The 19,921-nt window shown below is 56.8% G+C and carries 19 protein-coding genes; 10 read left to right on the top strand and 9 right to left on the bottom strand.

Annotated features, from left to right (window positions below; translation table 11 throughout):
• Positions 1–7: 7 nt before the first annotated feature.
• The 3 genes from ACG98I_RS04960 (at position 8) to ACG98I_RS04950 (ending at position 3,476) form a co-directional block, all read left to right on the top strand.
• Positions 8–1,171, top strand: coding sequence for an amidase (locus ACG98I_RS04960; RefSeq protein ID WP_394719224.1), 1,164 nt, complete (start codon positions 8–10; stop codon positions 1,169–1,171).
• Complete coding sequence (locus ACG98I_RS04955; protein ID WP_394719225.1) at positions 1,164–1,913, top strand: CPBP family intramembrane glutamic endopeptidase; 750 nt, start codon at positions 1,164–1,166, stop codon at positions 1,911–1,913. Before ACG98I_RS04960 ends, ACG98I_RS04955 begins: the two co-directional genes overlap by 8 nt.
• Positions 1,914–1,976: 63 nt before the next feature.
• Positions 1,977–3,476 carry an LCP family protein gene (locus ACG98I_RS04950; RefSeq protein ID WP_394719227.1) on the top strand — a complete coding sequence of 500 codons (1,500 nt, stop codon included), beginning with the start codon at positions 1,977–1,979 and terminating at the stop codon, positions 3,474–3,476.
• An 82-nt stretch (positions 3,477–3,558) separates the two neighbouring features.
• On the opposite strand, the gene ACG98I_RS04945 is transcribed toward ACG98I_RS04950, so the two are convergent.
• From ACG98I_RS04945 to nadA, 5 genes are all read right to left on the bottom strand, one after another.
• A complete protein-coding gene (locus tag ACG98I_RS04945) occupies positions 3,559–4,479 on the bottom strand; it encodes a DUF5926 family protein (protein WP_394719228.1) in 921 nt (306 codons plus the stop codon).
• A gap of 54 nt (positions 4,480–4,533) precedes the next feature.
• A complete protein-coding gene (locus tag ACG98I_RS04940; protein WP_394719282.1) occupies positions 4,534–5,250 on the bottom strand; it encodes a glycerophosphodiester phosphodiesterase family protein in 717 nt (238 codons plus the stop codon).
• Between the two features lie 194 nt (positions 5,251–5,444).
• Positions 5,445–6,341 carry a carboxylating nicotinate-nucleotide diphosphorylase gene (gene nadC, locus ACG98I_RS04935; RefSeq protein WP_394719230.1) on the bottom strand — a complete coding sequence of 299 codons (897 nt, stop codon included), beginning with the start codon at positions 6,339–6,341 and terminating at the stop codon, positions 5,445–5,447.
• Positions 6,341–7,864, bottom strand: coding sequence for an L-aspartate oxidase (gene nadB, locus ACG98I_RS04930; protein WP_394719232.1), 1,524 nt, complete (start codon positions 7,862–7,864; stop codon positions 6,341–6,343). Before nadB ends, nadC begins: the two co-directional genes overlap by 1 nt.
• A 6-nt stretch (positions 7,865–7,870) precedes the next feature.
• Entirely contained in the window at positions 7,871–8,833 is a 963-nt protein-coding gene (nadA, locus tag ACG98I_RS04925; RefSeq protein WP_394719284.1) for a quinolinate synthase NadA, read from the bottom strand.
• A 548-nt stretch (positions 8,834–9,381) separates the two neighbouring features.
• Between nadA and ACG98I_RS04920 the strand changes: the two genes are divergently transcribed.
• Entirely contained in the window at positions 9,382–9,690 is a 309-nt protein-coding gene (locus tag ACG98I_RS04920) for a hypothetical protein (RefSeq protein WP_394719233.1), read from the top strand.
• A gap of 55 nt (positions 9,691–9,745) precedes the next feature.
• Here the strand turns inward: ACG98I_RS04920 and ACG98I_RS04915 are convergent, their stop codons facing one another.
• On the bottom strand, positions 9,746–10,693 hold the full coding sequence (locus tag ACG98I_RS04915; protein WP_394719234.1) for an L-lactate dehydrogenase: 948 nt from the start codon (positions 10,691–10,693) through the stop codon (positions 9,746–9,748).
• A gap of 97 nt (positions 10,694–10,790) precedes the next feature.
• On the opposite strand from ACG98I_RS04915, the gene ACG98I_RS04910 reads away from it, so the two are divergent.
• Positions 10,791–12,734, top strand: a complete 1,944-nt coding sequence (locus ACG98I_RS04910; RefSeq protein WP_394719236.1) for an alpha/beta-hydrolase family protein — start codon at positions 10,791–10,793, stop codon at positions 12,732–12,734.
• Positions 12,735–12,750: 16 nt separating this feature from the next.
• Here ACG98I_RS04910 and msrA read toward each other — a convergent pair whose 3' ends face one another.
• The gene (gene msrA, locus ACG98I_RS04905; RefSeq protein WP_394719238.1) at positions 12,751–13,401 is read right to left on the bottom strand and encodes a peptide-methionine (S)-S-oxide reductase MsrA; all 651 of its coding nucleotides are present in this window, start codon (positions 13,399–13,401) and stop codon (positions 12,751–12,753) included.
• A gap of 152 nt (positions 13,402–13,553) precedes the next feature.
• Between msrA and ACG98I_RS04900 the strand changes: the two genes are divergently transcribed.
• The 4 genes from ACG98I_RS04900 to ACG98I_RS04885 all read left to right on the top strand — a co-directional run bounded on the left by ACG98I_RS04900 (position 13,554) and on the right by ACG98I_RS04885 (position 16,197).
• Positions 13,554–14,156: a superoxide dismutase gene (locus tag ACG98I_RS04900; protein WP_394719240.1), complete on the top strand. Its 603-nt coding sequence runs from the start codon at positions 13,554–13,556 to the stop codon at positions 14,154–14,156.
• A 103-nt stretch (positions 14,157–14,259) separates the two neighbouring features.
• Positions 14,260–15,402, top strand: a complete 1,143-nt coding sequence (locus ACG98I_RS04895; RefSeq protein ID WP_394719241.1) for an amidase — start codon at positions 14,260–14,262, stop codon at positions 15,400–15,402.
• Positions 15,403–15,492: 90 nt separating this feature from the next.
• The gene (locus tag ACG98I_RS04890) at positions 15,493–15,969 is read left to right on the top strand and encodes a hypothetical protein (protein WP_394719243.1); all 477 of its coding nucleotides are present in this window, start codon (positions 15,493–15,495) and stop codon (positions 15,967–15,969) included.
• A gap of 3 nt (positions 15,970–15,972) precedes the next feature.
• The gene (locus ACG98I_RS04885; protein ID WP_394719244.1) at positions 15,973–16,197 is read left to right on the top strand and encodes a helix-turn-helix transcriptional regulator; all 225 of its coding nucleotides are present in this window, start codon (positions 15,973–15,975) and stop codon (positions 16,195–16,197) included.
• On the opposite strand, the gene ACG98I_RS04880 is transcribed toward ACG98I_RS04885, so the two are convergent.
• Positions 16,181–17,065 carry a LysR family transcriptional regulator gene (locus tag ACG98I_RS04880; RefSeq protein WP_394719246.1) on the bottom strand — a complete coding sequence of 295 codons (885 nt, stop codon included), beginning with the start codon at positions 17,063–17,065 and terminating at the stop codon, positions 16,181–16,183. The genes ACG98I_RS04885 and ACG98I_RS04880 overlap by 17 nt on opposite strands.
• A 92-nt stretch (positions 17,066–17,157) precedes the next feature.
• Between ACG98I_RS04880 and ACG98I_RS04875 the strand changes: the two genes are divergently transcribed.
• On the top strand, positions 17,158–18,348 hold the full coding sequence (locus ACG98I_RS04875) for an MFS transporter (protein ID WP_394719286.1): 1,191 nt from the start codon (positions 17,158–17,160) through the stop codon (positions 18,346–18,348).
• Positions 18,349–18,352: 4 nt separating this feature from the next.
• On the opposite strand, the gene ACG98I_RS04870 is transcribed toward ACG98I_RS04875, so the two are convergent.
• Positions 18,353–19,876 (bottom strand): TM0106 family RecB-like putative nuclease, encoded by a 1,524-nt coding sequence (locus ACG98I_RS04870; protein WP_394719248.1) that lies wholly within the window; start codon positions 19,874–19,876, stop codon positions 18,353–18,355.
• Positions 19,877–19,921: the final 45 nt, after the last annotated feature.

The raw sequence follows: 19,921 nt of genomic DNA, 5'->3' as shown, positions 1-19,921 counted from the left end.
AATCAGTATGGATTCACGGTTTAGCCTTTCGCAGCTGGCACAAGATATCTCAGGGCTAACGCCTGAAGAGCATGGCTTTACCTATATTGATCTCACCCGCCCCGCACCAGGTGAGGGCCGATTAAAGGGGTGGATCATGTCCGCGAAAGACCTCAATGATGTCGCAGGTATGCCCACATCCTTGGGTTCGCGGCACCGCGCATATAACTCGATGGTCACAGATCCCCTCATCGAGAATCTAGAGGCCCAGGGCGCCCATATCATTGGCAAGTCTTCCACGCCTGAGCTGGGCCTGCGTGTGGATTGTGAGCCCGTGGATATGCCGCATCCGGTTAATCCGCTACATCCCGGCGCGACCCCGGGTGGGTCTTCCGGTGGTGCAGCGGTGCAGGTTGCCCGCGGTTTGGTCCGCGCGGCGCAAGGCTCCGATGGTGGCGGTTCGCTGCGTGTCCCGGCGGCAGCGTGCGGCGTGGTGGGGTTTAAGCCAGCCGGCAATGACTTGGGCGTTTCGGGGTTTATTACCCGCAGCGTTGCTGATTCCGCTTTCTTGCATGACATCACACCACGCAAAGCCCCGGCGCGCGTCGGTGTTTTGCGCACGCCGCTTTTTGCACAAGTCAACGTGGACCCGGTGCATCTGCGTGCGGTGGATGAAGCCGCTGCGACACTGAAAGCTGCTGGCTATCCGGTGATTGACATCAATCCTTATCCCACCGCGGACGTCACCTTTGAGGCCTTCCGCCATATCTTCACTTCCCGTCTGGCGGGCATGGCACCTGGTGAAGGCTACTTTGAATGGGTACGGCAACAGGGGTTAAAGGTGTCAGTAGCCATGCTTGCCGATGCCCTCCGCCACGCCCGCGGTCTTCCCCGCCTACTAGCTGATGCATGGCAGGTCGATGCCATTCTCACGCCGATGCTGGCCTATACCCCGCCGCCAATTGGCACGTTCTTAAACCTGTCACATGAAGAGAATTTCGCTGAGCAAACCCGATGGTCCCCGTGGGGCTCACTTTTTAATGTCGCCCGCCTGCCCGCAGTTTCAATTCCATGGTCGGTTGATGCCGCACAAGACCCCACTGGCCGCTCGCGGCCAGTGGGGGTTCAAGTAGGCTCAGTGACATTAGATGAAGCCCAGTTGTTGGCTGTGGCGTTAAACCTGCATGAGTAAAGGTCCATCAATAGTGCCCACTCATTCACGCATCCGCGCTGAGATCCTCATTGTCTTAGCCATTACTTTTGGCATTTCTGGCGTGCGCGCCATTTTGCGCCTGGTGGATTCACTACTAGATCCGGCGCCCTTGAATGAGCAAAGCGTCACGCTGAATGCGCCGCAATCGGATTTAGCGTGGCTCGATATCGCGCTCCAGCTGTGTTCTGCCGGAGTGCTCTTTGCCTATGGCGCACTCGCGCTCTTTTTGCTCGCGGGGTCTGGGGTAATACTCTCGCGTCCAGAGAGCAAAGATGCCGCCTGGGGCGCAGGGCTTGCTGCGCTCATTGGCATTCCGGGCTTAGTCTTCTATGTCTCCGCAGTACACCTGGGACTATCCAAGGAAATCATCCCCACCGCTTTTAGCAACCCCTGGGTTGAAGCGCCCACTTTGTTGTTGTGGTCCGGGGCTAATGCCTTCGGCGAGGAAATCGTCGTAGTCATGTATCTGATGACGCGCCTGCGATACCTCGGCTGGTCGCTTCCCGCCATGATTGCCGCATCATCGATATTGCGTGGTTCCTATCACCTTTATCAAGGTGTCTCCGCGGGCTTCGGCAATATCATCATGGGTGTTGTCTTCTGCTACTTCTATCACCGCACCGGACGCATCTGGCCGCTGGTTATCGCACATTTCCTTATTGATGCCGTCGCTTTTCTTGGCTATTCATTACTTGGGGATCTCTCTATCTTTGGCCTTTAGACTTATCCCGCTTCACGCTCGAATAGTTCTGGATCGTTGCCTACGGCTTGTAGTCTTAAGGCCATGAATGATTCCGGCCGTGATCCCCGCCGCGAGTCCCGCCGTGCTGGCGAAGGACCGGCGAATGATTCTTCACGCTATGTTTTAGGCGCCGATGGCAAACCGCTCCGCGACCGCTACGGCCGCCCCGTCATGCGCCGTGAGTCTTCCAACTCCCGATCTTCAAGTGGCCTAGCCAATGGCGGACGCGCCAACGACGGACGCGCTAGCAGAGGACGCACCTCGCAATCGCGCGCGAATAATACCAACTCCCCGAGCCAGGGATCCTTTCGCGCTGTTAACCCGCGTTCTTCGAGCCAGCCTGAGCAAACCCGTTATGACATCGGCCCTCGCGGTGCTGCTGGTGCCGGAGCGGCCGGCGCCGGCGCAGCAGGCCTGGGTGCTGGCACAGCTCACGGCCGACCCCGTCAGCAGATGCCGCCGCAGGGCTATCAGCCAACACAGCAGTCTCAGCAGCCCGGACAACCACCACAGGCGCAGCAAGCACAGGCTCCAGTCCAGCGCCAATACCAAGGCGCGGGCTATGTCGGCGATCAGTCACCACGGCAACCGCAGCGTCGCGGCGGCGCACGCCGTGGCGGTGCACGCCGTAAGCGTGGTAATCCGGTCAAGCGCTTCTTCGGTTGCACCGGTTGGATCGTCTTTGCACTTATTATCGCGCTCGTCGCATTTGTGTTGTGGACCGATTCCCGCCTGGAGCGCACCGATGCGCTTCCGGTAGGTAGTTCCTCCAGTGGCTCCGGCACGAATTGGCTCCTGGTCGGCTCTGACTCCCGTCAAGGCTTGAGTGAAGAAGAACAAGCTCAGCTGGGTACCGGCGGCGACGTTGGTGTTGGGCGCACTGACACCATCATGTTGCTGCATATCCCGAATTCCGGCACTGCCCAGCTGGTATCTATTCCACGCGATAGCTTAGTCAACGTCCCCGGCTTTGGCGAGGATAAAATCAACGCTGCGTTTACCTATGGTGGCCCGCAGCTGCTTGCGCAAACCGTGGAACAAGCAACCGGTGTGGGTATTGACCACTATGCCGAAATCGGCATGGGCGGCCTGGCCAATGTGGTTGATGCCGTCGGCGGAGTCAATATCTGCCTGGATGAACCGATTCTGGATCCGCTCGCCGGCATTGATTTGGCTGCTGGCTGTCAGGACTTGGAAGGCTCTGATGCGCTCGGTTATGTCCGCACGCGCGCCACCGCTATGGGTGATTTGGACCGCGTGGAGCGCCAACGCGAATTCTTCGCAGCGCTGCTGGATAAGATCACGTCTCCCGCCACGCTAGCTAACCCATTCCGCGCGGTCTCCTTGGTCAACCACACAGCATCATCATTCTTGGTTAATGAAGATGACCACGTCTGGCACTTAGCCCGCGTTGCGCTGGCAATGTCGTCGGGTGTGGAAACCCAAACCATTCCAATTTCGGGATTCATGGACACCGCCGTCGGCAATGTCGTCCTATGGGATGAGGCAGGCGCGCAAGAGCTCTTTAGCTCGATGCAGTAAATCCACAAAGCAGAAAACCTGCTTTCCTTACTCCTTAAGATACGGAGAAAAGGAAAGCAGGCTTTTCGTTGCTACAGCGTGATTAGCGCAGGGTCACCTGACGGGACTTGAGGTTTTCTAGCTGCTTGCGCTCTTCAGGATTCAGCTGAGCATCATTGTCGATCTCAGCCTTCAACGCCTTCTCCACACGGGCAAGCTCAGCGTCATAAGAGTCATAAGCAACGTCCTGCTGCACGTCAAAGACAGGTGCAATCAAACCGTGGGTGCGGAAGACACCAGCGAACTTGGTGCCCTCGCCCAGGTTCATTTCACCACGGGCAGCAACTCGAGCAATCGCGTTCAGAACACCGGTTTCATTCTCGACTGGGAAGACCCAACGAACATGTGCCTTGTCGCCACCGGAGGCTGCCCAGAACAACGTACCGTCAATATCCGCACCAACCTGGTGAGATTCAATAACAGTCTCATTCGCCTGGTTCAGGGTCTGAGCAATCTCAGGGGTCATCTGGGTGCCTTCTGGCATCCACCATGCGAAGTCCTGGTGGTCAGTGATTTCTAGGACCGCGGACTCATCCAGGATGTCCTTCAAATCTGGCTGCACGCCATCAGCAGCGGTGGATTCTAGGGTATCGCCATCATTGGCGTTCTTTACCCAGTTCAAAGCATAAGCCAGGTCGCGGCCTGGGTTGTGGGTGTGGGTACGAACCTGCAGCGCAACATATGCGTCGCCGCCAGCTTCCGTATCGCGCACCATAGCTGCCGATGCACCCGGCAAAATCGTGCAAACATAAACGTCGCGGTCAATGCCCTTAACACTCAGCTTCGCGGTTGCGGAAGGAACGAATTCCTGCATCGCAATAAGCTGGGTTTCAGACGCGAAACCACCAAATGGTCGTGGGTCCTTTTCCAAAGCCGCACGCTCTGCCGCACGGGCAGCAAGCTTGGCTTGGCGGCGGGACATACCCTCAGGTAGTTCTTCTTTGTTCTTTTTCTTCTTGGCCATGCCCTACACGATACAGTGAGGTATTTAATGCCTGCTGCACAGAGTAGAAGTTTCCTATATTTGAATCGCGTGGAGCGCTATTTCCGGCTGATTGGTCGCCAGGATATCGACTCCATTGGCCCACGCCCACTTCATGTCCTCGGGCTTATCGATAGTCCACATGTACGTCGGCAACCCATGCGCCCCAATATCCGTGGGCTGCAGCTTTCCGCGCAAAAGTGACATCCCAAGACCGGTCGGTTCCGACAGCAACAATTCCGCCTTCTTAAGATGCCGCTGCCAATCGCGCCGCAGATAGATCCGATCCATGTCCGGTGCCAGGGATTTCATCCGGCGAATAGCTCGATGGGAGAAGGAGATGATGTGGATGCGGGGGTCATCGGCAAGCCCTGCATAACGCAGGCGAAGCACCACCTGCTCCTCGAGGATGTCACCGCCAGCTCCGGGGTGCTTCGTCTCAATATAGATATGCTGCCCGCTGGGTTCCCACATCTCTAAAAGCTCATCCAACAACATCGGGTACTGCTTGGGGTGCTTATCGCTGCCGATATCGGCGAGCTTAATCTCAGCCCAATCCAGCGCCGAAATCTTACCGTTGCGGTTGGATGTGCGATCCAATGTTGCGTCGTGGTTGACCACGACCTTGCCATCGCGTGACATGCGCACATCGCACTCGATGCCATGAATAGGCAGCTCCAGAGCCTTTTCAAAAGCCAACGGGCTCAGCTCCGGGTATTTTCCCGAATAGCCCCTGTGCGCAACAATCTTCAACGTCGCCGTCCCTCGCAGTGCCTTTTCTTCACGCCCCACGGCGCTGTACGTGCGCGTCCAACTGTAGTTCAACATCCACTGCGGCGCTGGCCAATGCTACGGATCAAAGAAAAGAACAAGCGTCACAAACTCGAGCACAAGAGTATGAATTACCGCTGGAGTTTTAGCAGTTCAGACCGCATCTTAACTTGGGATCAGGCAAGATCGAAACCTAGATCGAGCACTCGACTGGAGTGGGTCAACGCGCCAACGGCGATGTAATCAACACCGGTATCCCGATACGCTGCAACGCTGTCGAGTGTGATGCCTCCGCTGGCTTCTGTGCGCACACCAGCTGGTCGAGTGATTGCGACAGCTTCTCGAACAATGTCGGGTGCCATGTTGTCCAGAAGAATCAGCTCGGCGCCGACGTGTACCGCCTCGGCGACCTGCTCCAGGGTGTCGCACTCGACTTCCACGGGAAGATCTGGGAATGCGCTCCGCACAGCGGTAAAAGCTGCGGCTAGAGAACCTGTAGAGGCAATGTGATTGTCCTTAATTAGCGCGCTATCGCCAAGCCCCATGCGGTGGTTTTCTCCGCCGCCGCAGCGTACTGCGTATTTTTGCAAAATGCGCAGGCCTGGAACTGTCTTGCGGGTATCACGAACAACAATGCCTGTTCCCTGAAGTGCTTGGGTCCAGGCATAGGTTGCCGTGGCTACGCCCGATAGCTGGGAGACATAGTTCAAAGCGGTGCGCTCCGCGGTCAATAATGTGCGTACTGAGCCCGTTGCACGCAGAATCGGCTGGCCGGTGTCAACGGTTTCACCGTCATCTTTATGTAACTCGATATCCAAGTCCACGCCATCACGCTCAGCAGTGATTTGCAGGGCTAAGGCTGCGATGGGCACCCCAGCCAAACAGCCGAGCTCACGGGAGACAATCTCCGCGGTACCGGTGGCATCACTTCCGATGGTGGCAATGGTCGTTGCGTCTGGTCCCCAGGCAAGATCCTCATCGAGAACTGCAGAGACGTGAGCGCGGGTTGCATCCCAATCAAGGCCAGCTCTTTCTAGTGCTTGACGGATTGTGGCGGCTAGTGACGTAGTCATTATCGGACTCCTGCGTGGTGGTATTTGGTAGCTGCTATGGGCGCATCATCGCTTCGGCGGTGACAGCCTAAAGATTGGGTTCGCTCACGTGCGGCACTGGCGATGGCAAGTCCAGCCCAAGCCATATTTGTTGAATCTAAGCTCGCGTCATTCAGTTCCGAGGCCTGTGGCAACGATGAGAGGATTTCTATCGCGATGCTCAGACCGGCATCGTTGCGGCTGACCCCGATAAACTCGTCCATCGCAGCACGGATAGATGCAGCACCGTCAATAGGCGCGATGTGCCGGCGAGCGATAGGGGTTTGCCGTGTCGTGGCGCGCTTGGGGGTTGCCAGGCGTATCCCGCAGCGATGTCCTGCCACGAGGGCTTCAGTCAAGGAGTTTGAGGCGAGCCGATTCGCTCCTTGCACCCCGGTGCCAGCAACTTCGCCGATGGCGCTAAGCCCAGCAAGACTAGTCCGTCCGTCAAGATCCGCCGCGATGCCACCACAGTGGTAGTGCGCGCCAGGGCGTACTGGAATGGGATCGACAGTGGCATCGATGCCGCGCTTGAGCAGCTCTGCATGGATGGTTGGAAAGCGCGTTGGGAAATCTTCAATAGAACGAACGTCGAGAAAGACGTGGTCGGTATTGGTTTCCTCCAGATGTGCGAAAATTTCAGCGGAAACCACGTCACGCGGTGCAAGCTCTGCCTGCGGGTGACGGTGGAGCATGAAGCGGGTGCCGTGGGCATCGGTAAGCACTGCGCCTTCACCGCGGACTGCTTCGGAAATGAGCACATCACGCCCGCCGGTGCGTGGGACAGCCAGCACCGTTGGATGAAATTGCATGAACTCAATATCCCGGGTTTCAGCTCCCGCGCGTATTGCCATGGCCAGTCCATCGGCGGTGGCCACGGCCGGGTTAGAAGTCAGCGTCCACAGGGCACCGGAGCCGCCGGCGGCGAGCACGACGTCATCGGCAAGCAAGCTGCCTACCTGACCGTTGCGGAGCACGCGCGCACCGCAGACAGCGCCATCAGTAGTAGTCAAAAGGTCAATCGCGCGGGTATGGGACATAATGCGGATGCCGCTTTCAGCCGCGGCATTCAGGAGGGTCTTTTCCACTTCCCAACCGGAGTGGTCCCCAGCGTGGATGATGCGACGAAGACTGTGCCCGCCTTCCAAATGAAGGCCGGCATCGAAGTGAGCACCATAGGATTCAAGGCGACTGATGGATTCTCCAGCCTGGTGGACGAGCTCGCTGATGCGATCGGAATCGCCGTGAAAAGCGCCGGCGGCCAGTGTGTCCTCAATGTGGGAATCAAATGAGTCTTCCGGTGAAGTAACCGCTGCCAGACCACCCTGTGCCCACGCGGTTGAACTATCAGCAGGATCAGCTCTGGTGATGATCGTGATGGGACGGTCTGGGTCGGCTTCACGCAGAGCGAGCGCGGCGGATAAACCAGCAGCGCCCGAACCAATAATCAGCACACCGGTGGTCTCGGTAAATACCTCACGCGGGGTAATAAGTTCTGCTGTCATGGGCGCTTACTCGCCTCCGCCCGGGTTGCCGATTGCGATCATTCGCTCGACCGCACCGCGTGCTGCGTTAGCGATGTCTTCAGCGACGAAGACTCCATCACGGCCATAGCGCAGGCAATCGAGCAGCTTCGCCGGGGTAATCATCTGCATGTACGGGCACGCTGCCTGCGGATTGACTGGCATGAACTCGGTGGTGGGGTTGGCTTTGCGCAGTTGGTGCAGCATGCCAATCTCGGTGGCAACCAGAACTCGGTTACTGGTGGTCGTCTTAGCTTCTTCCAACATGCCGCCGGTCGAGAGAATCTTGGTGCTATCCCCAGGGATTTCGCCAGATTCCGCCATCCACAAAGCACTGGTGGTACAACCGCATTCTGGGTGAACATAGAGCTCTGCACCCTCGTTGGCGCGAACGGTATCCACCAAGTCATGTGGTGAAATATCAGCATGAACGTGGCATTCACCCATCCAGACATGAATATTGTCACGACCTGTCACACGCCGCACGTGCGCGCCCAGGAATTGATCTGGCAGAAAGAGAATCTCCTTTTCTGGGTCGATAGAAGAAACCACATCTGCCGCGTTTGAAGAGGTGCAGCAAATATCCGTCAAAGCCTTCACTTCAGCCGTGGTATTGACGTAGCTGACCACGACCGCGTCCGGGTGTTCTGCTTTCCACTCGCGCAGTTGCTCCGCATTAATCGTGTCCGCCAAAGAACATCCAGCATTTGCATCGGGGATAAACACACGCTTGTCGGGCGAGAGAATCTTGGCGGTCTCAGCCATGAAATGCACGCCGCAAAAGATCACTTCATCGGCGTCCGTTGCAGAGGCGATGCGTGAAAGTCCCAAGGAATCTCCGACGTGGTCTGCCACGTCCTGAATCTCAGGCAGCTGATAGTTGTGCGCCAAGATCACCGCATTGCGCTCGCGCGCTAGTTGCCGCACTTCCTTCGCCCAGTCGCTATCCATCGAGTTATCTACGCTGGCTGAATCAATCGCAGCGGTATTCAGGGTGCTTGCCTTAGTCACTGTGCTCCTCCAGAGTCCGCCGGGATGGGGTGCCCGACTTTCTAGTATTTGCCCTATAGGCGATAACCCCGGAAACGCTATCAGGGTCCTATCGAAAACAAAAAGTGACCCACCGCACCTCGTTGCAGCCTTCGTCCTCCACAACCCTAATTATGGTGGACTTTTAGAGAATTAGCCCGAGGGGCTGAAACTGAATTTATATCTGTAGCGGTCACCATTTCCTGAAGCAGCCCCGAAATGGCATCCAGGAAAGCCTCCTGGGTTTTACACGAACTGTTAAGCAGCAAGTCGCCTAATGTTTCGTTGCAAAAAGCTGTCTGGCAGCTGCGAATGTGCGAACGGGCTCAAAACATCATTGCTGGTGACAAGATTCTAAAAGCGCAGAATCACGGCAAAAGGCCAGTTTGAGCCGGCAAGTTCCTTGACGCTGTCTTCACCGCACTCCTACGTTGAGGAAGGCCAAATGCAACGACGAAAGGCGCTACATAGTGATACTTAACCTCATCTTTTCTATCCTCAGTATGGTCATCTCCATTGCCATCCCGATTATCTTGGTGTGGATAGCACTCACGTTGAGAAGCATCAATAAGAAGCTCCAGACACGACAAGACAACGCGGTTGCGCCAAGCTACCCAGCGCCAGCGCCAATTGCCCCGGCTTCCGCCGAGGCGCCCGCCCAAGAACCTGCTCAATCTCCTGCGCAGACAGCCGAAAAGGCCACCGGGAAGTCAACCGGGCGATCAGCCGGGCGATCAGCTGGGCAGACTCAGGAGCAGGCTTCGAAGTCTGCCCAGTAACCAGCCATCGGACTGGGGCTAGGGAAATGCCCGAGTCCGCTCAACTACTGAACGTTTAAGTGAAAATCTGGTGCTTGATTTCCAGCAAGGTATTGACTGAGGCCTCAAGGCGTTCTTTCTCATGAGCGTCGAGGTCGAGTTCGAGTACCCGGGCAACGCCATTTCGGTTGATGATTGCTGGGGTACCGAAGTAAATATCGTTGTAGCCGTAGTGGCCATCAATATACGCCGAGACCGGAAGAGCGACGTCTTGGTTTTGAACAATGGCACGGGTAATGCGAGCGAGTGCCATGCCGATGCCATAGCTCGTGGAGCCTTTCGCATCAATGATGTGATAGGCCGCATCACGGGTTTGTTCAAAGATTTCTTCAATGCGCTCATTGAACCCTGGCTTCTGCTCCGCCTGACGAGCCAGTGGGACACCGCCGATATTCGCCGAGGAGACCACGGGCAATTCAGAATCACCATGCTCACCAATGATGTAGGCGTGCACCGAGGTCGGTGCAATATTGGCCATCTCACCGAGCATGTAGCGATAGCGCGCGGAGTCCAGCACCGTGCCCGAACCAATAACGCGCGAAGATGGCAGGCCCGATGCTTTCCACACGGCGTAGGTCAGCAGATCTACCGGGTTGGTGGCGACAAGAAAAAGTCCATCGAAGCCGGCTTCCATGGCAGAGCCAACGATGGAGTTCATGATCGCAACATTTTTATCCACTAGGTCCAGACGGGTCTCGCCTGGCTTTTGCGCAGCACCTGCGCAGATAACCACGATGGCTGCATCCTGGCAATCCTCGTATGTGCCTTCGGTGACGCGCGTACGCGAAGGCGCCCACACCACGCCATGGTTTAAGTCCATGACGTTTCCTTTAAGCTTCTTCTCATCGATATCAATAATCGCGAGATGGTCAACGGTTCCTTGATTTACCAGTGCATATGCATAGGCGACGCCAACATCGCCTGCTCCAATAAGAACGACTTTGTTACCAACCTGTGGGCTCATAGTCCCCATTATGCGCAAAGCCTTGACGAACCGCTCGCCCAATCGCAGTCGGATACTTCACATGCACGAAGTTTCTTATTCTGGGATAATCGCTGTCATGACCAATCAAGTGCGCACACCGCGTTTAAAGCAGGTTGCGCATTCGGTATTGAAGAAATTCTCCAAGGCAACACCCCGTGGTGGCGTCAAATATGACGCGACCACGGCATCGGCAAGCACTGCTCCTGCGCCCCGAGCATTTCGGCGGCTGGCCTATGGCACGGCATCCGGCGCACTAAAGCTAACCTCAGAGGCACTGCGCGTATCCATTATTGGCCTGGAAATTTTAAGTGATATCACCCCGGCGCTACGCATGACCCGGCGTAACCGGCTGCCGCGCAATATGGCGGCTGGAATGTTGGGTGCGGAAGCCGCGACTTGGGCTGCGATTTGGCCATCCCTTCTGCCCCGCCCCTGGTGGGTAACGGCCTTGAATGTATCTATTGGCCAAGCTATTGGGCACTTCTTTGCTTCATCGGCTGCATTTGGACTGAAGAATGCTTTGCGCGCGCTCGGCCGCCGACCACAAGACCACCTGACGCCGCAGCTCAAGCGCAACGCACACTGGGTAATGGGTGTCATCACCCTAGCTGCGATGGCGAAATCTTTGCAGAACCAGCGCATTCAGGCTGATTTGGTAAGCAAATCAATTGACCGCGGACCTGTCCAGGCTGCGATTGGTATGTCACTAGGAACGGTCGGCTATGGCGCATTATTGCTCATCGGTGAGGCCGTGCAATTTACCGTCAGCCGCCTATCACGCCAATTCGGCCGCGCGGTGCCCATGTTGGTGGCCTGGCCACTGGCGATTAGTACCTTTATTTTTGTCATGGTTGCGCTTTCTGACCGCGTGGTGCTGCGGCGTTTTATTCGCTCGGCCTCAACGCGTGCGCAAAAGCTCAACCAGGCGGTCTTTCCTGGTTCGATGATGCCCTGGGAGCCGGAACGCTCCGGCAGCCCGTGGTCTTATGAACCGTGGACCGCAGTTGGTGCACAGGGTCGGCGCTTCTTATCCTCCGGCCCGCGGGCACATGACATCGCTGAGGTCATGGAATTCGATCGGGCACGCGAACCGATTCGTATCTACGCCGGGCTGTTGTCTGGACGGTCTTTGCGTTCGCAAGCCCGGCACGTGATGAGCGAGCTAGAACGCACGGGTGCTTTTCACCGCGACACCATCGTGATTCAAATGCCGGCTGGTTCGGGCTGGATTAATGAGTGGAGTGCTACCGCACCGGAGTTTCTCACCAAGGGCAATTGCGCCACCGTCACCATGCAGTATTCGATTCTGCCTTCGGCATTTTCTTATGTTGTGGACAAGCACGCACCGCTGGAGGCCGCCCAGCTGTTGGCGCAAAGTATTAAACATCGTCTGGAGTCTATGCCTGCTGATAACCGGCCCAAACTCTATTTGGCCGGTGAGTCCCTAGGCGCATACGCGCATCTAGATAATTACGCCGACCTGCATGAACTGCTTAATGCCTGCGATGGCGCAGTCTTTACCGGCCCGCCGAGCATGACTGAGTTTATTAAAAAGCTGCAGCCAGATGCCGGTTCTTTAGAACGCGTACCCATCATTGATGGCGGAAAGCATATTCGTTTTGCCGCTTCACCAGCGCATACGCGCCACGATGCCTTCGGCCGCAGCTACGCCAACACGTGGCAGCGCCCGCGCGTACTGATTGCGCAGCACACCTCAGATCCCATCGTGTGGTGGTCCCCGAAGCTGATCTACTCCCGGCCTGGCTGGATGCACGAGCCGACACCATCAACCCTGTACGCGGATACTTTCCACGCATTGGGCTGGGCGCCGGTCATCAGCTTCTGGCAGATCGGCCTTGACCAGATCAACTCGCTCAATGTGCCAGGCGGGCACGGACACAACTATCACGAGGAAGTGCTCTGGTACTGGGATTCAGTGCTAGGTTCCCAATCCCGAGTTCCGCTCACCCCGCGAATTGCGCAGCGAGCGGAAAAGTGGATTCGCGATCACCCAAGCTAACGCTAATCAGCTAGTGCTAATCGCACTTCACGCCGGTGGAGTGGTGCGGGCAGTAGCCATTAGGCACCTTGTAGAGGTACTGCTGGTGCTCATCTTCCGCCAGGTAGTACTCACCAGAGTCCGTATCACTGAGTAGTTTCACCTCAGTGGTCATATCGCCAAAGCCATTATCTTTAAGCTTCTTGGCATAGCTATCCACCAATTCCTGGATGAGCTCAAGCTCTTCCTGGGTGCGCGGGTAAAACGCCGAACGGTATTGGGTGCCCACGTCATTGCCTTGCCTAAAGCCCTGGGTTGGGTCATGAGCTTCCAAGGCCATGACCACCAGCTCGCGCAGGCTAATCTTTTCTGGGTCATAGGTAATTTCCACAACCTCAGCGTGATTGGTTTGACCGCGGCACACCTCAAAATAGGTGGGGTTCGGGGTGGTGCCACCGGCGTAGCCCACGGAGGTGGATTCCACGCCTTCGGTTTCCCAGTACATCTTTTCATGACCCCAGAAACAACCCAGGCCAACGATCAATGAACGCTGGTAATCTTTCCACGGACCAGTAATAGGGGTGCCCAGCACAGCATGCGGACGAGGATTCAGAATAGGTTCAGCGCGCCCTTCGAGCGCATCTTCTTTTGCAACAAGTTGAGGGGTGGGAGCAAATAAGAACGACATTAAAATCGTCTCCTTTCTGTTTTTACTCAACTTACACGACTCCCAAAATATTCCACTACCAGCTGGTTCCCAGAATTTAGTCACACTATCGTTGATAAAAGAATCAAACTGCTTATCATGGGACACGTACCCAACGAAAGGAATACAAACTCATGGCTGTATATGAACTACCAGAGCTCGACTATGCATATGACGCACTAGAGCCACACATCTCCGCTGAAATCATGGAGCTGCACCACTCCAAGCACCACGCAACCTACGTTGCTGGCGCTAACGCAGCTCTTGAGGCACTCGAGGCAGAGCGCAACGGTGACGCAAACCCAGATAAGATTCGCGCACTGTCTAAGAACCTGGCTTTCAACCTGGGTGGTCACACCAACCACTCCATTTTCTGGAAGAACCTTTCTCCAAACGGTGGCGGCGAGCCAACCGGTGAGCTGGCAGAAGCTATCAACCGCGACTTCGGTTCCTTCGAGAAGTTCCAGGCTCACTTCAACGGTGCAGCTCTTGGTCTGCAGGGTTCCGGCTGGGCAGTTCTCGGCTACGATTCCATCGCAGGTCGCCTGGTTGTTGAGCAGCTGACTGACCAGCAGGGCAACACCTCCATCGGCCTGACCCCACTGCTGATGCTCGATATGTGGGAGCACGCTTTCTACCTGCAGTACAAGAACGTTAAGGCAGACTACGTCAAGGCTGTTTGGAACGTCTTCAACTGGGATGACGTTGCAGAGCGTTTCGCAGCTGCAACCAAGTAATTAAGTAAGTCTTCGCGCAGGCTTTAGTGCGCGAAGCTTTTCACAATCGCCCTCGTGTTTTAACACGAGGGCTTTTGCGTGCCACAGCTTCTAGGATGGGCACATGACGGAATCAATCACGGATCTCGCCCACGCCCTAGAAAACCTCACCCCTGCTGAGCACGGATTTGCCCACCTTGACCTCGAACGCGAACCAGTCGCCGAGGGCGACCTTTCAGGCTGGATCATTCCAGCCAAAGACCTCTATGACGTTGAAGGCATGCCCACCACTTTCGGTTCCAAGGCACGCACCCGAATGGCCACGGAAACCGACCCTTTCATCGCTGCTTATGAAGCGCGCGGCGCGCGCGTTCCCGGCAAGTCAGTGTCCTCTGAGTTGGGGCTGACCGTGGATGCTGAGCCGCGCGACCTGCCTGCGGTAGATAATCCCATTTGGCCAGGCCACACCCCAGGTGGTTCCTCCGGTGGTGCCGCTGCCATGGTGGCCCGTGGTCTCGTGCGTGCGGCGCACGGTTCTGACGGCGGCGGCTCTATTCGCATTCCGGCAGCGGCCTGCGGCATTGTTGGCTTTAAGCCCTCTGCCACCACGCTCGCAGTCCATGGCTATCTCACCACATCTGTTGCCGACCAGGCTTTCTTACATCAAATCCAACCGAGTCTCGGGCGTAAGCTGCGGATCGGTGTGCTCACCACGCCGATCATCGCCGAAACTGAAGTCCAAGCTGAATACCTCACTGCAGTGTCCGAGGCAGCACAACAGCTTGCCGATGCCGGCCACGAAGTCATCGAAGTCGGCGGCTGGCCCGAAGCCGAGACCACGTTTGAGCATTTCACCAATCTCTTCTCCTACCGCCTGGCAGAGCTAGAACACTATGACTACATTGCCGAGTGGCTACGCGAAAAGGGTTTGACTGTCACTCAAGAGCAAGTCACAGAGTCCGAAACTTATGCCCGCGCCCTGAAAGGCAGGTTCACTGAACACTGGGGCGTGGACGTTATTCTCAACCCCACGATTGCCTCTGACCCACCGAAAATTGGTGCGTTCACGTCACTATCACCGGCAGAGAATTTCGCTGCTCAAGCCCGCTGGGTGCCGTGGACCTCACTCTTTAATATCGCAGGTACCTGTGCTATTTCCTTGCCATGGCCAGTGCCAGGACGCCCTCAGCCTGCCGCCGTGCACCTCGGCGCGCTCACCATCGATGATGCAGAACTCCTCGCCCTGGCCAGCGACCTGCATATTTAACATTCTTGTAAAGCTCCCTTGACATGTAAAGGGTGCTTTACCTACGGTGGAGGTAGTTCACCTCTTTTGTCTACCTTCGAAAGTTTCATCATGGACACCTCCACCACACCCCGCCCGCAGCGTTCCCGTTTTGGCCGCTCCAAATATGGCGGCACCTCCACCGCGTTGATGGTGGGCTCTTTCGCCGCCGGACTGGTCGTTTCTGTCGCTATCGCGACAGTCCTGTGGGCGATTATCCAGCCACCTGAATCAACCGCGCTCTACCTCGGCGTCTTCACGTTGTGCCTCTTCCCAGTCGCGATGGCTGCCTCGTGGGCTTTCCTCGTGGACCGCAACACCATTCGCGGCGCGACGGAGAACCCGGAAAATTCCATCGAATCCACCTGGTACGACAATGCCGCGCAGTCGACCTTTCACATCATTTTGGTAGCCATTGGTGCACTTGGCGTCGCCAGCGTCTTCACCGATATTCGTGTCACGCTTGGCACCGTCGCGATTGCCTCCTACGTCTTCATCCTGGTCACCTTCGCCGCCAGTTACCAGCTGTTTAAGCGCCGTGATTCATAGACCATGAACAATAATCTCAAAGCGTATCGGGAACAGCAGGGCCTCTCACAGCAAAAGCTTGCCGATGCCCTCGGCGTCTCCCGCCAAACCATCATCAGCATTGAAAAAGGCCGCTACGACCCATCCTTGCCGCTCGCCTTTCAATTAGCGGCTCAATTTGATTGCCACATCGAAGACCTCTTCATTCCTGAACTTCCCGAGACACCTGCGACTAGCGCGAACGAATAAAGGCCCGAAACTGCGCCACCGGCGGTGCATCATCACCGCTACGCCACACCGCACCAAGCTCCCGGTAACGCACCGGTTCCAACGGAATTAGATTCGTGGCATTCAAATACGGATCATCCAACGGCAACAACGCACAGCCCAAGCCTGCTTCCACCAGACCCGTCACCGTGGTCAGCTCCATCGACTCAAACACCAGACGCGGCACAAAGCCCGCCTCTGCAGCCAACGCATCCAACAGCATGCGCGTGCCATAGCCCGGCAGCATACCGATGAATGCTTCAGCGGCCAGCTCCGAAATAGCGATACTTTCCTTGCCCGATGCCCAGTGCCCCTCCGACACACCGATGGCCAAGCGCTGCAATTTCAACTGATGCCATTCCAAGTCGACATCATCATTTAGCTCCTGCGGCTTGGGTCCTACCAGCGCAATATCACTCAGTCCCTGCTGAATACGATCCACGAGAAGTTGGGCGGCTCCTTGATGCAGACCGAATTGCACGTGCGGATGCAGCTGCCGGTAGCTTTTCAGCAGATCCGGCACCATCCACGTACCCAACGAGTGCATGAAGTCCAGCCGCACACGGCCACGTTCTGGATCCATCAATCGCGAAACCTGTTCAATCCCCGCCGCCTGTGCATCAATCATTGCGCGGGCGTGAGGTAAAAAGGCCTGCCCACGGGTATTGAGCACCAATGTCCGGCCACGGCGTTCAAATAGCGTGGTACCCAGCTCTTTTTCCAACCGCTGTACGCGCCTAGTCAATGCGGATTGGGATAAGGCGAGGTCATCGGCAGCATCACTGAGGCTCTCCCCGGCGTCCACCGCCCGCACGACGCCAAGGAAGCCTTCCACATCCACCAGATTCATCCGCGCACTCCTTCTTACCTATGCATGACATGCATACTCACGAGCTCTTTCCTGCATTTTACTCATTAACGCACGTGGTGGATGATGAACACATGCAAAGAAATACGCGCGCCATGGTGGCCATGCTCTTTGTCGGCCTGGCCATCTTTTCCGGTCTCTACTCCACCCAGGCCATCCTGCCGACATTCGTAGACGAGCTCGGATTTAGCCACACCGAGGCTGCATTAACAGTATCCGCGGCAACTGGTGCGCTGGCACTGTGCATCGTGCCGCTGTCTATCTTGTCTGAGCGTTTCGGCCGCGGCCGCTTGCTGATTATCTCTGCCGTATTAGCCACAATCCTTGCCTTCATGGTGCCGCTGGTCGGTGACAATGTCTGGGCTATTATCTCCATCCGCGCACTCCAAGGCGCGGTACTCGCGGGCGCACCGGCCGTGGCCATGGCGTGGCTGTCAGAAGAGCTCGACGAAGACGTGCTCCCACGAGCCATGGGCTTATACATCGCTGGTAATACCCTCGGCGGCTTGACCGGACGCCTGATTCCCACCGGCCTTTTGGAATTTACCGGATGGCGCGGGGCCCTTTTAGGAGCAGCCGCAGTCTCCGCTTTCTTCGCCGTGCTATTTATCATCCTGCTTCCCAAGCAACAAAACTTCCAGCCTAAACAGCTGCGGTTTAAATCCGAGCTGCGCGCGATGGTTAATCACTGGCGCAATCCACAAACCGGCCTGCTCTTTGTCTTTGCGTTCTTAGGCATGGGTGCATTTGTGTCCATGTATAACTTCATCACCTTCCGGCTCATCGAACGCTTCGGACTGCCCATTACCCTGGCAGGCCTAGTGTTTTTGATGTATCTTGCCGGCACCTGGTCTTCCGCGCGGGTGGGCGCCATCATCAACCGTTATGGACACGGGAAAACCTTCATCGGCTCCGCCCTGCTCTACGCACTCGGCGTGGTCATGACGCTCGGTCCCCTGCCGATGCTGCTCGCGGGCATGTTCATTTTCACCGCCGGCTTCTTCGCCGCTCACTCCACCGCATCCGGATGGGTAGGACAAGCCGCATATAAAGACCGCGCCGAAGCATCAAGCATGTACCTATTTTGTTATTACGCCGGTTCTTCCATCATCGGTGCCATCTCCGGCTTGGTCTTTGAGGCCACCAACTGGACTGGCTTCATCGGCTTCATCTCCTGCTTTACCATCGCCGTCATCGTTATCGGCCTGTGGCTGCACAAAACTACCGCCCGACGCACGGAAGATGCGACCGCGCTGAGGGTTTAGTCACCTAGCTATCTAAGCGAGGCACATTAGGTGCATTTGCGCTCATCCACTCGCGTACAGTGAAAGTCGCCTGGACATCATCGGCGTTATAGATGAGCAGCTTCTCCCGCGCCGCCATCGCCGCGGCATCACTACCTATGGCCACCCGGCGCGCATTGACGGATTCCTCTCCATCAAAATCGCCTTGCTCCCAATGAAAACCAGCTTCCGGCGCAACTACTTTGAGGCTGAGCCCGAAAGGCCCCACGAAATGGGCTTTGACGTGGACGAACATATCCACCCATTCATCTGAGTTGATAAAGGCGTTGACTTCCTCCAACGATGGCACGCCCGGATTATGGCCGTGGAAACGTTGCGCCGACATGCGCATCCAGTGGTTCTCACCATGCGCCGAGTAGCAATATGCGGCAAAAGTCTTGCCCGCCGCATGCGCATCAGCTCGCTTTTCCATCAGCCAGGACCAGAACTCGGCGAAATTCCGAGCCTCTGCCTTTGCGCCCAAAGGTTCCCAGGTCACGAAGTCGTGGTAGGCCCCGTCCAACCAGGAACCCCATAAATAGGCACCTTGGTCCATGTAGGCTTCCATGTCCACATCAATTTCGACATCCGCACGCGGCACAGCAACATCACCGCGTGCCAGCAGCACGGTGCCATCACGCCACGCGGACGCCAGCTGCGAGGGCAGCCCTAAGTCCGCATCAATAAGCCCCTGCACGGTGTTGATGCCGCGCTCCCGGTAAGCCCGCGCGCGGTCACCGGGCAAAAAGAGGCTGATTTCATCCATGGCTTCAAGCTCAGGGCGGCATTTATCCCAGAATTTACATGTCGCGCATTCTTTGACCCGTCGTGGCTGCGTTGGCAGATTCTGCGGCTCCACTGCCTCCAATGCCGTGCTAAGCGCCGGCTGATAGCTTGCCGTATCCGAGTAAAAAGCCAGGTTTTTATCCTGACCAATGAGCACCCCGCGCCCAGAATTCTTGCCCAGCTCTTCCAAAGCACGCGCGGCCAAAGCCAGATGGTAGCCATCAAGCACGTGGTGGCGCGGCTTATATCCCACTTCCAAAGGTTCGCTCAACCCAAGCCGATGCGTGGGCACACCCAAAGTCTTGACCGTGTCATGTTTGCGCGCCACGCGGTGGCTGGAGACGATAACGGGGGTATAAGCATCGCTTGCCGATGCGCCAGCCGATGCTTCCTTAACCAACATGTCCACCCCCACTATCCACTCATCAGTAGCGAAAACCGCACCGGTAATGTGCGTAGCGCCCACAGCGAGGGCTTCGAGAGTTTCCAGGGAGCGGGACCACGGATCTTCGGCGGGCAGAGGGCCTAAATCAATGCGGCGAAACGGTGTCCTGCGGGAATCTGATTTTTGGGGGAATTTTTCCCACACGCTTTCGCGCGCGGCATCATAACGATCTGCGCGGGCCTGGGCGGCTTCGGTGCGGGGGACATCAGGGAATGCTCGACGCTGGACCAGCCGATAATGGCAGCCCACTAAGTCTGACGCGCGCACCTGATTTTCCACTCTACTGAGCTTAACCCAGCTATCAAGGTAATGTTGAATGGAGTC

The sequence above is a fragment of the Corynebacterium sp. L4757 genome, from assembly GCF_043673995.1.
Taxonomy (GTDB): Bacteria; Actinomycetota; Actinomycetes; order Mycobacteriales; family Mycobacteriaceae; genus Corynebacterium.
This window is presented reverse-complemented; position numbering and strand designations above follow the sequence as displayed.

Bases quoted from the DNA above. Each gene is read 5' to 3' on its own strand.
- ACG98I_RS04960 (WP_394719224.1), top strand. From the start codon at position 8: ATGGATTCACGGTTTAGCCTTTCGCAGCTGGCACAAGATATCTCAGGG.
- ACG98I_RS04955 (WP_394719225.1), top strand. From the start codon at position 1,164: ATGAGTAAAGGTCCATCAATAGTGCCCACTCATTCACGCATCCGCGCT.
- ACG98I_RS04950 (WP_394719227.1), top strand. From the start codon at position 1,977: ATGAATGATTCCGGCCGTGATCCCCGCCGCGAGTCCCGCCGTGCTGGC.
- ACG98I_RS04945 (WP_394719228.1), bottom strand. From the start codon at position 4,479: ATGGCCAAGAAGAAAAAGAACAAAGAAGAACTACCTGAGGGTATGTCC.
- nadC (WP_394719230.1), bottom strand. From the start codon at position 6,341: ATGACTACGTCACTAGCCGCCACAATCCGTCAAGCACTAGAAAGAGCT.
- nadB (WP_394719232.1), bottom strand. From the start codon at position 7,864: ATGACAGCAGAACTTATTACCCCGCGTGAGGTATTTACCGAGACCACC.
- nadA (WP_394719284.1), bottom strand. From the start codon at position 8,833: ATGGATAGCGACTGGGCGAAGGAAGTGCGGCAACTAGCGCGCGAGCGC.
- ACG98I_RS04915 (WP_394719234.1), bottom strand. From the start codon at position 10,693: ATGAGCCCACAGGTTGGTAACAAAGTCGTTCTTATTGGAGCAGGCGAT.
- ACG98I_RS04910 (WP_394719236.1), top strand. From the start codon at position 10,791: ATGACCAATCAAGTGCGCACACCGCGTTTAAAGCAGGTTGCGCATTCG.
- msrA (WP_394719238.1), bottom strand. From the start codon at position 13,401: ATGTCGTTCTTATTTGCTCCCACCCCTCAACTTGTTGCAAAAGAAGAT.
- ACG98I_RS04900 (WP_394719240.1), top strand. From the start codon at position 13,554: ATGGCTGTATATGAACTACCAGAGCTCGACTATGCATATGACGCACTA.
- ACG98I_RS04895 (WP_394719241.1), top strand. From the start codon at position 14,260: ATGACGGAATCAATCACGGATCTCGCCCACGCCCTAGAAAACCTCACC.
- ACG98I_RS04890 (WP_394719243.1), top strand. From the start codon at position 15,493: ATGGACACCTCCACCACACCCCGCCCGCAGCGTTCCCGTTTTGGCCGC.
- ACG98I_RS04885 (WP_394719244.1), top strand. From the start codon at position 15,973: ATGAACAATAATCTCAAAGCGTATCGGGAACAGCAGGGCCTCTCACAG.
- ACG98I_RS04880 (WP_394719246.1), bottom strand. From the start codon at position 17,065: ATGAATCTGGTGGATGTGGAAGGCTTCCTTGGCGTCGTGCGGGCGGTG.
- ACG98I_RS04875 (WP_394719286.1), top strand. From the start codon at position 17,158: ATGCAAAGAAATACGCGCGCCATGGTGGCCATGCTCTTTGTCGGCCTG.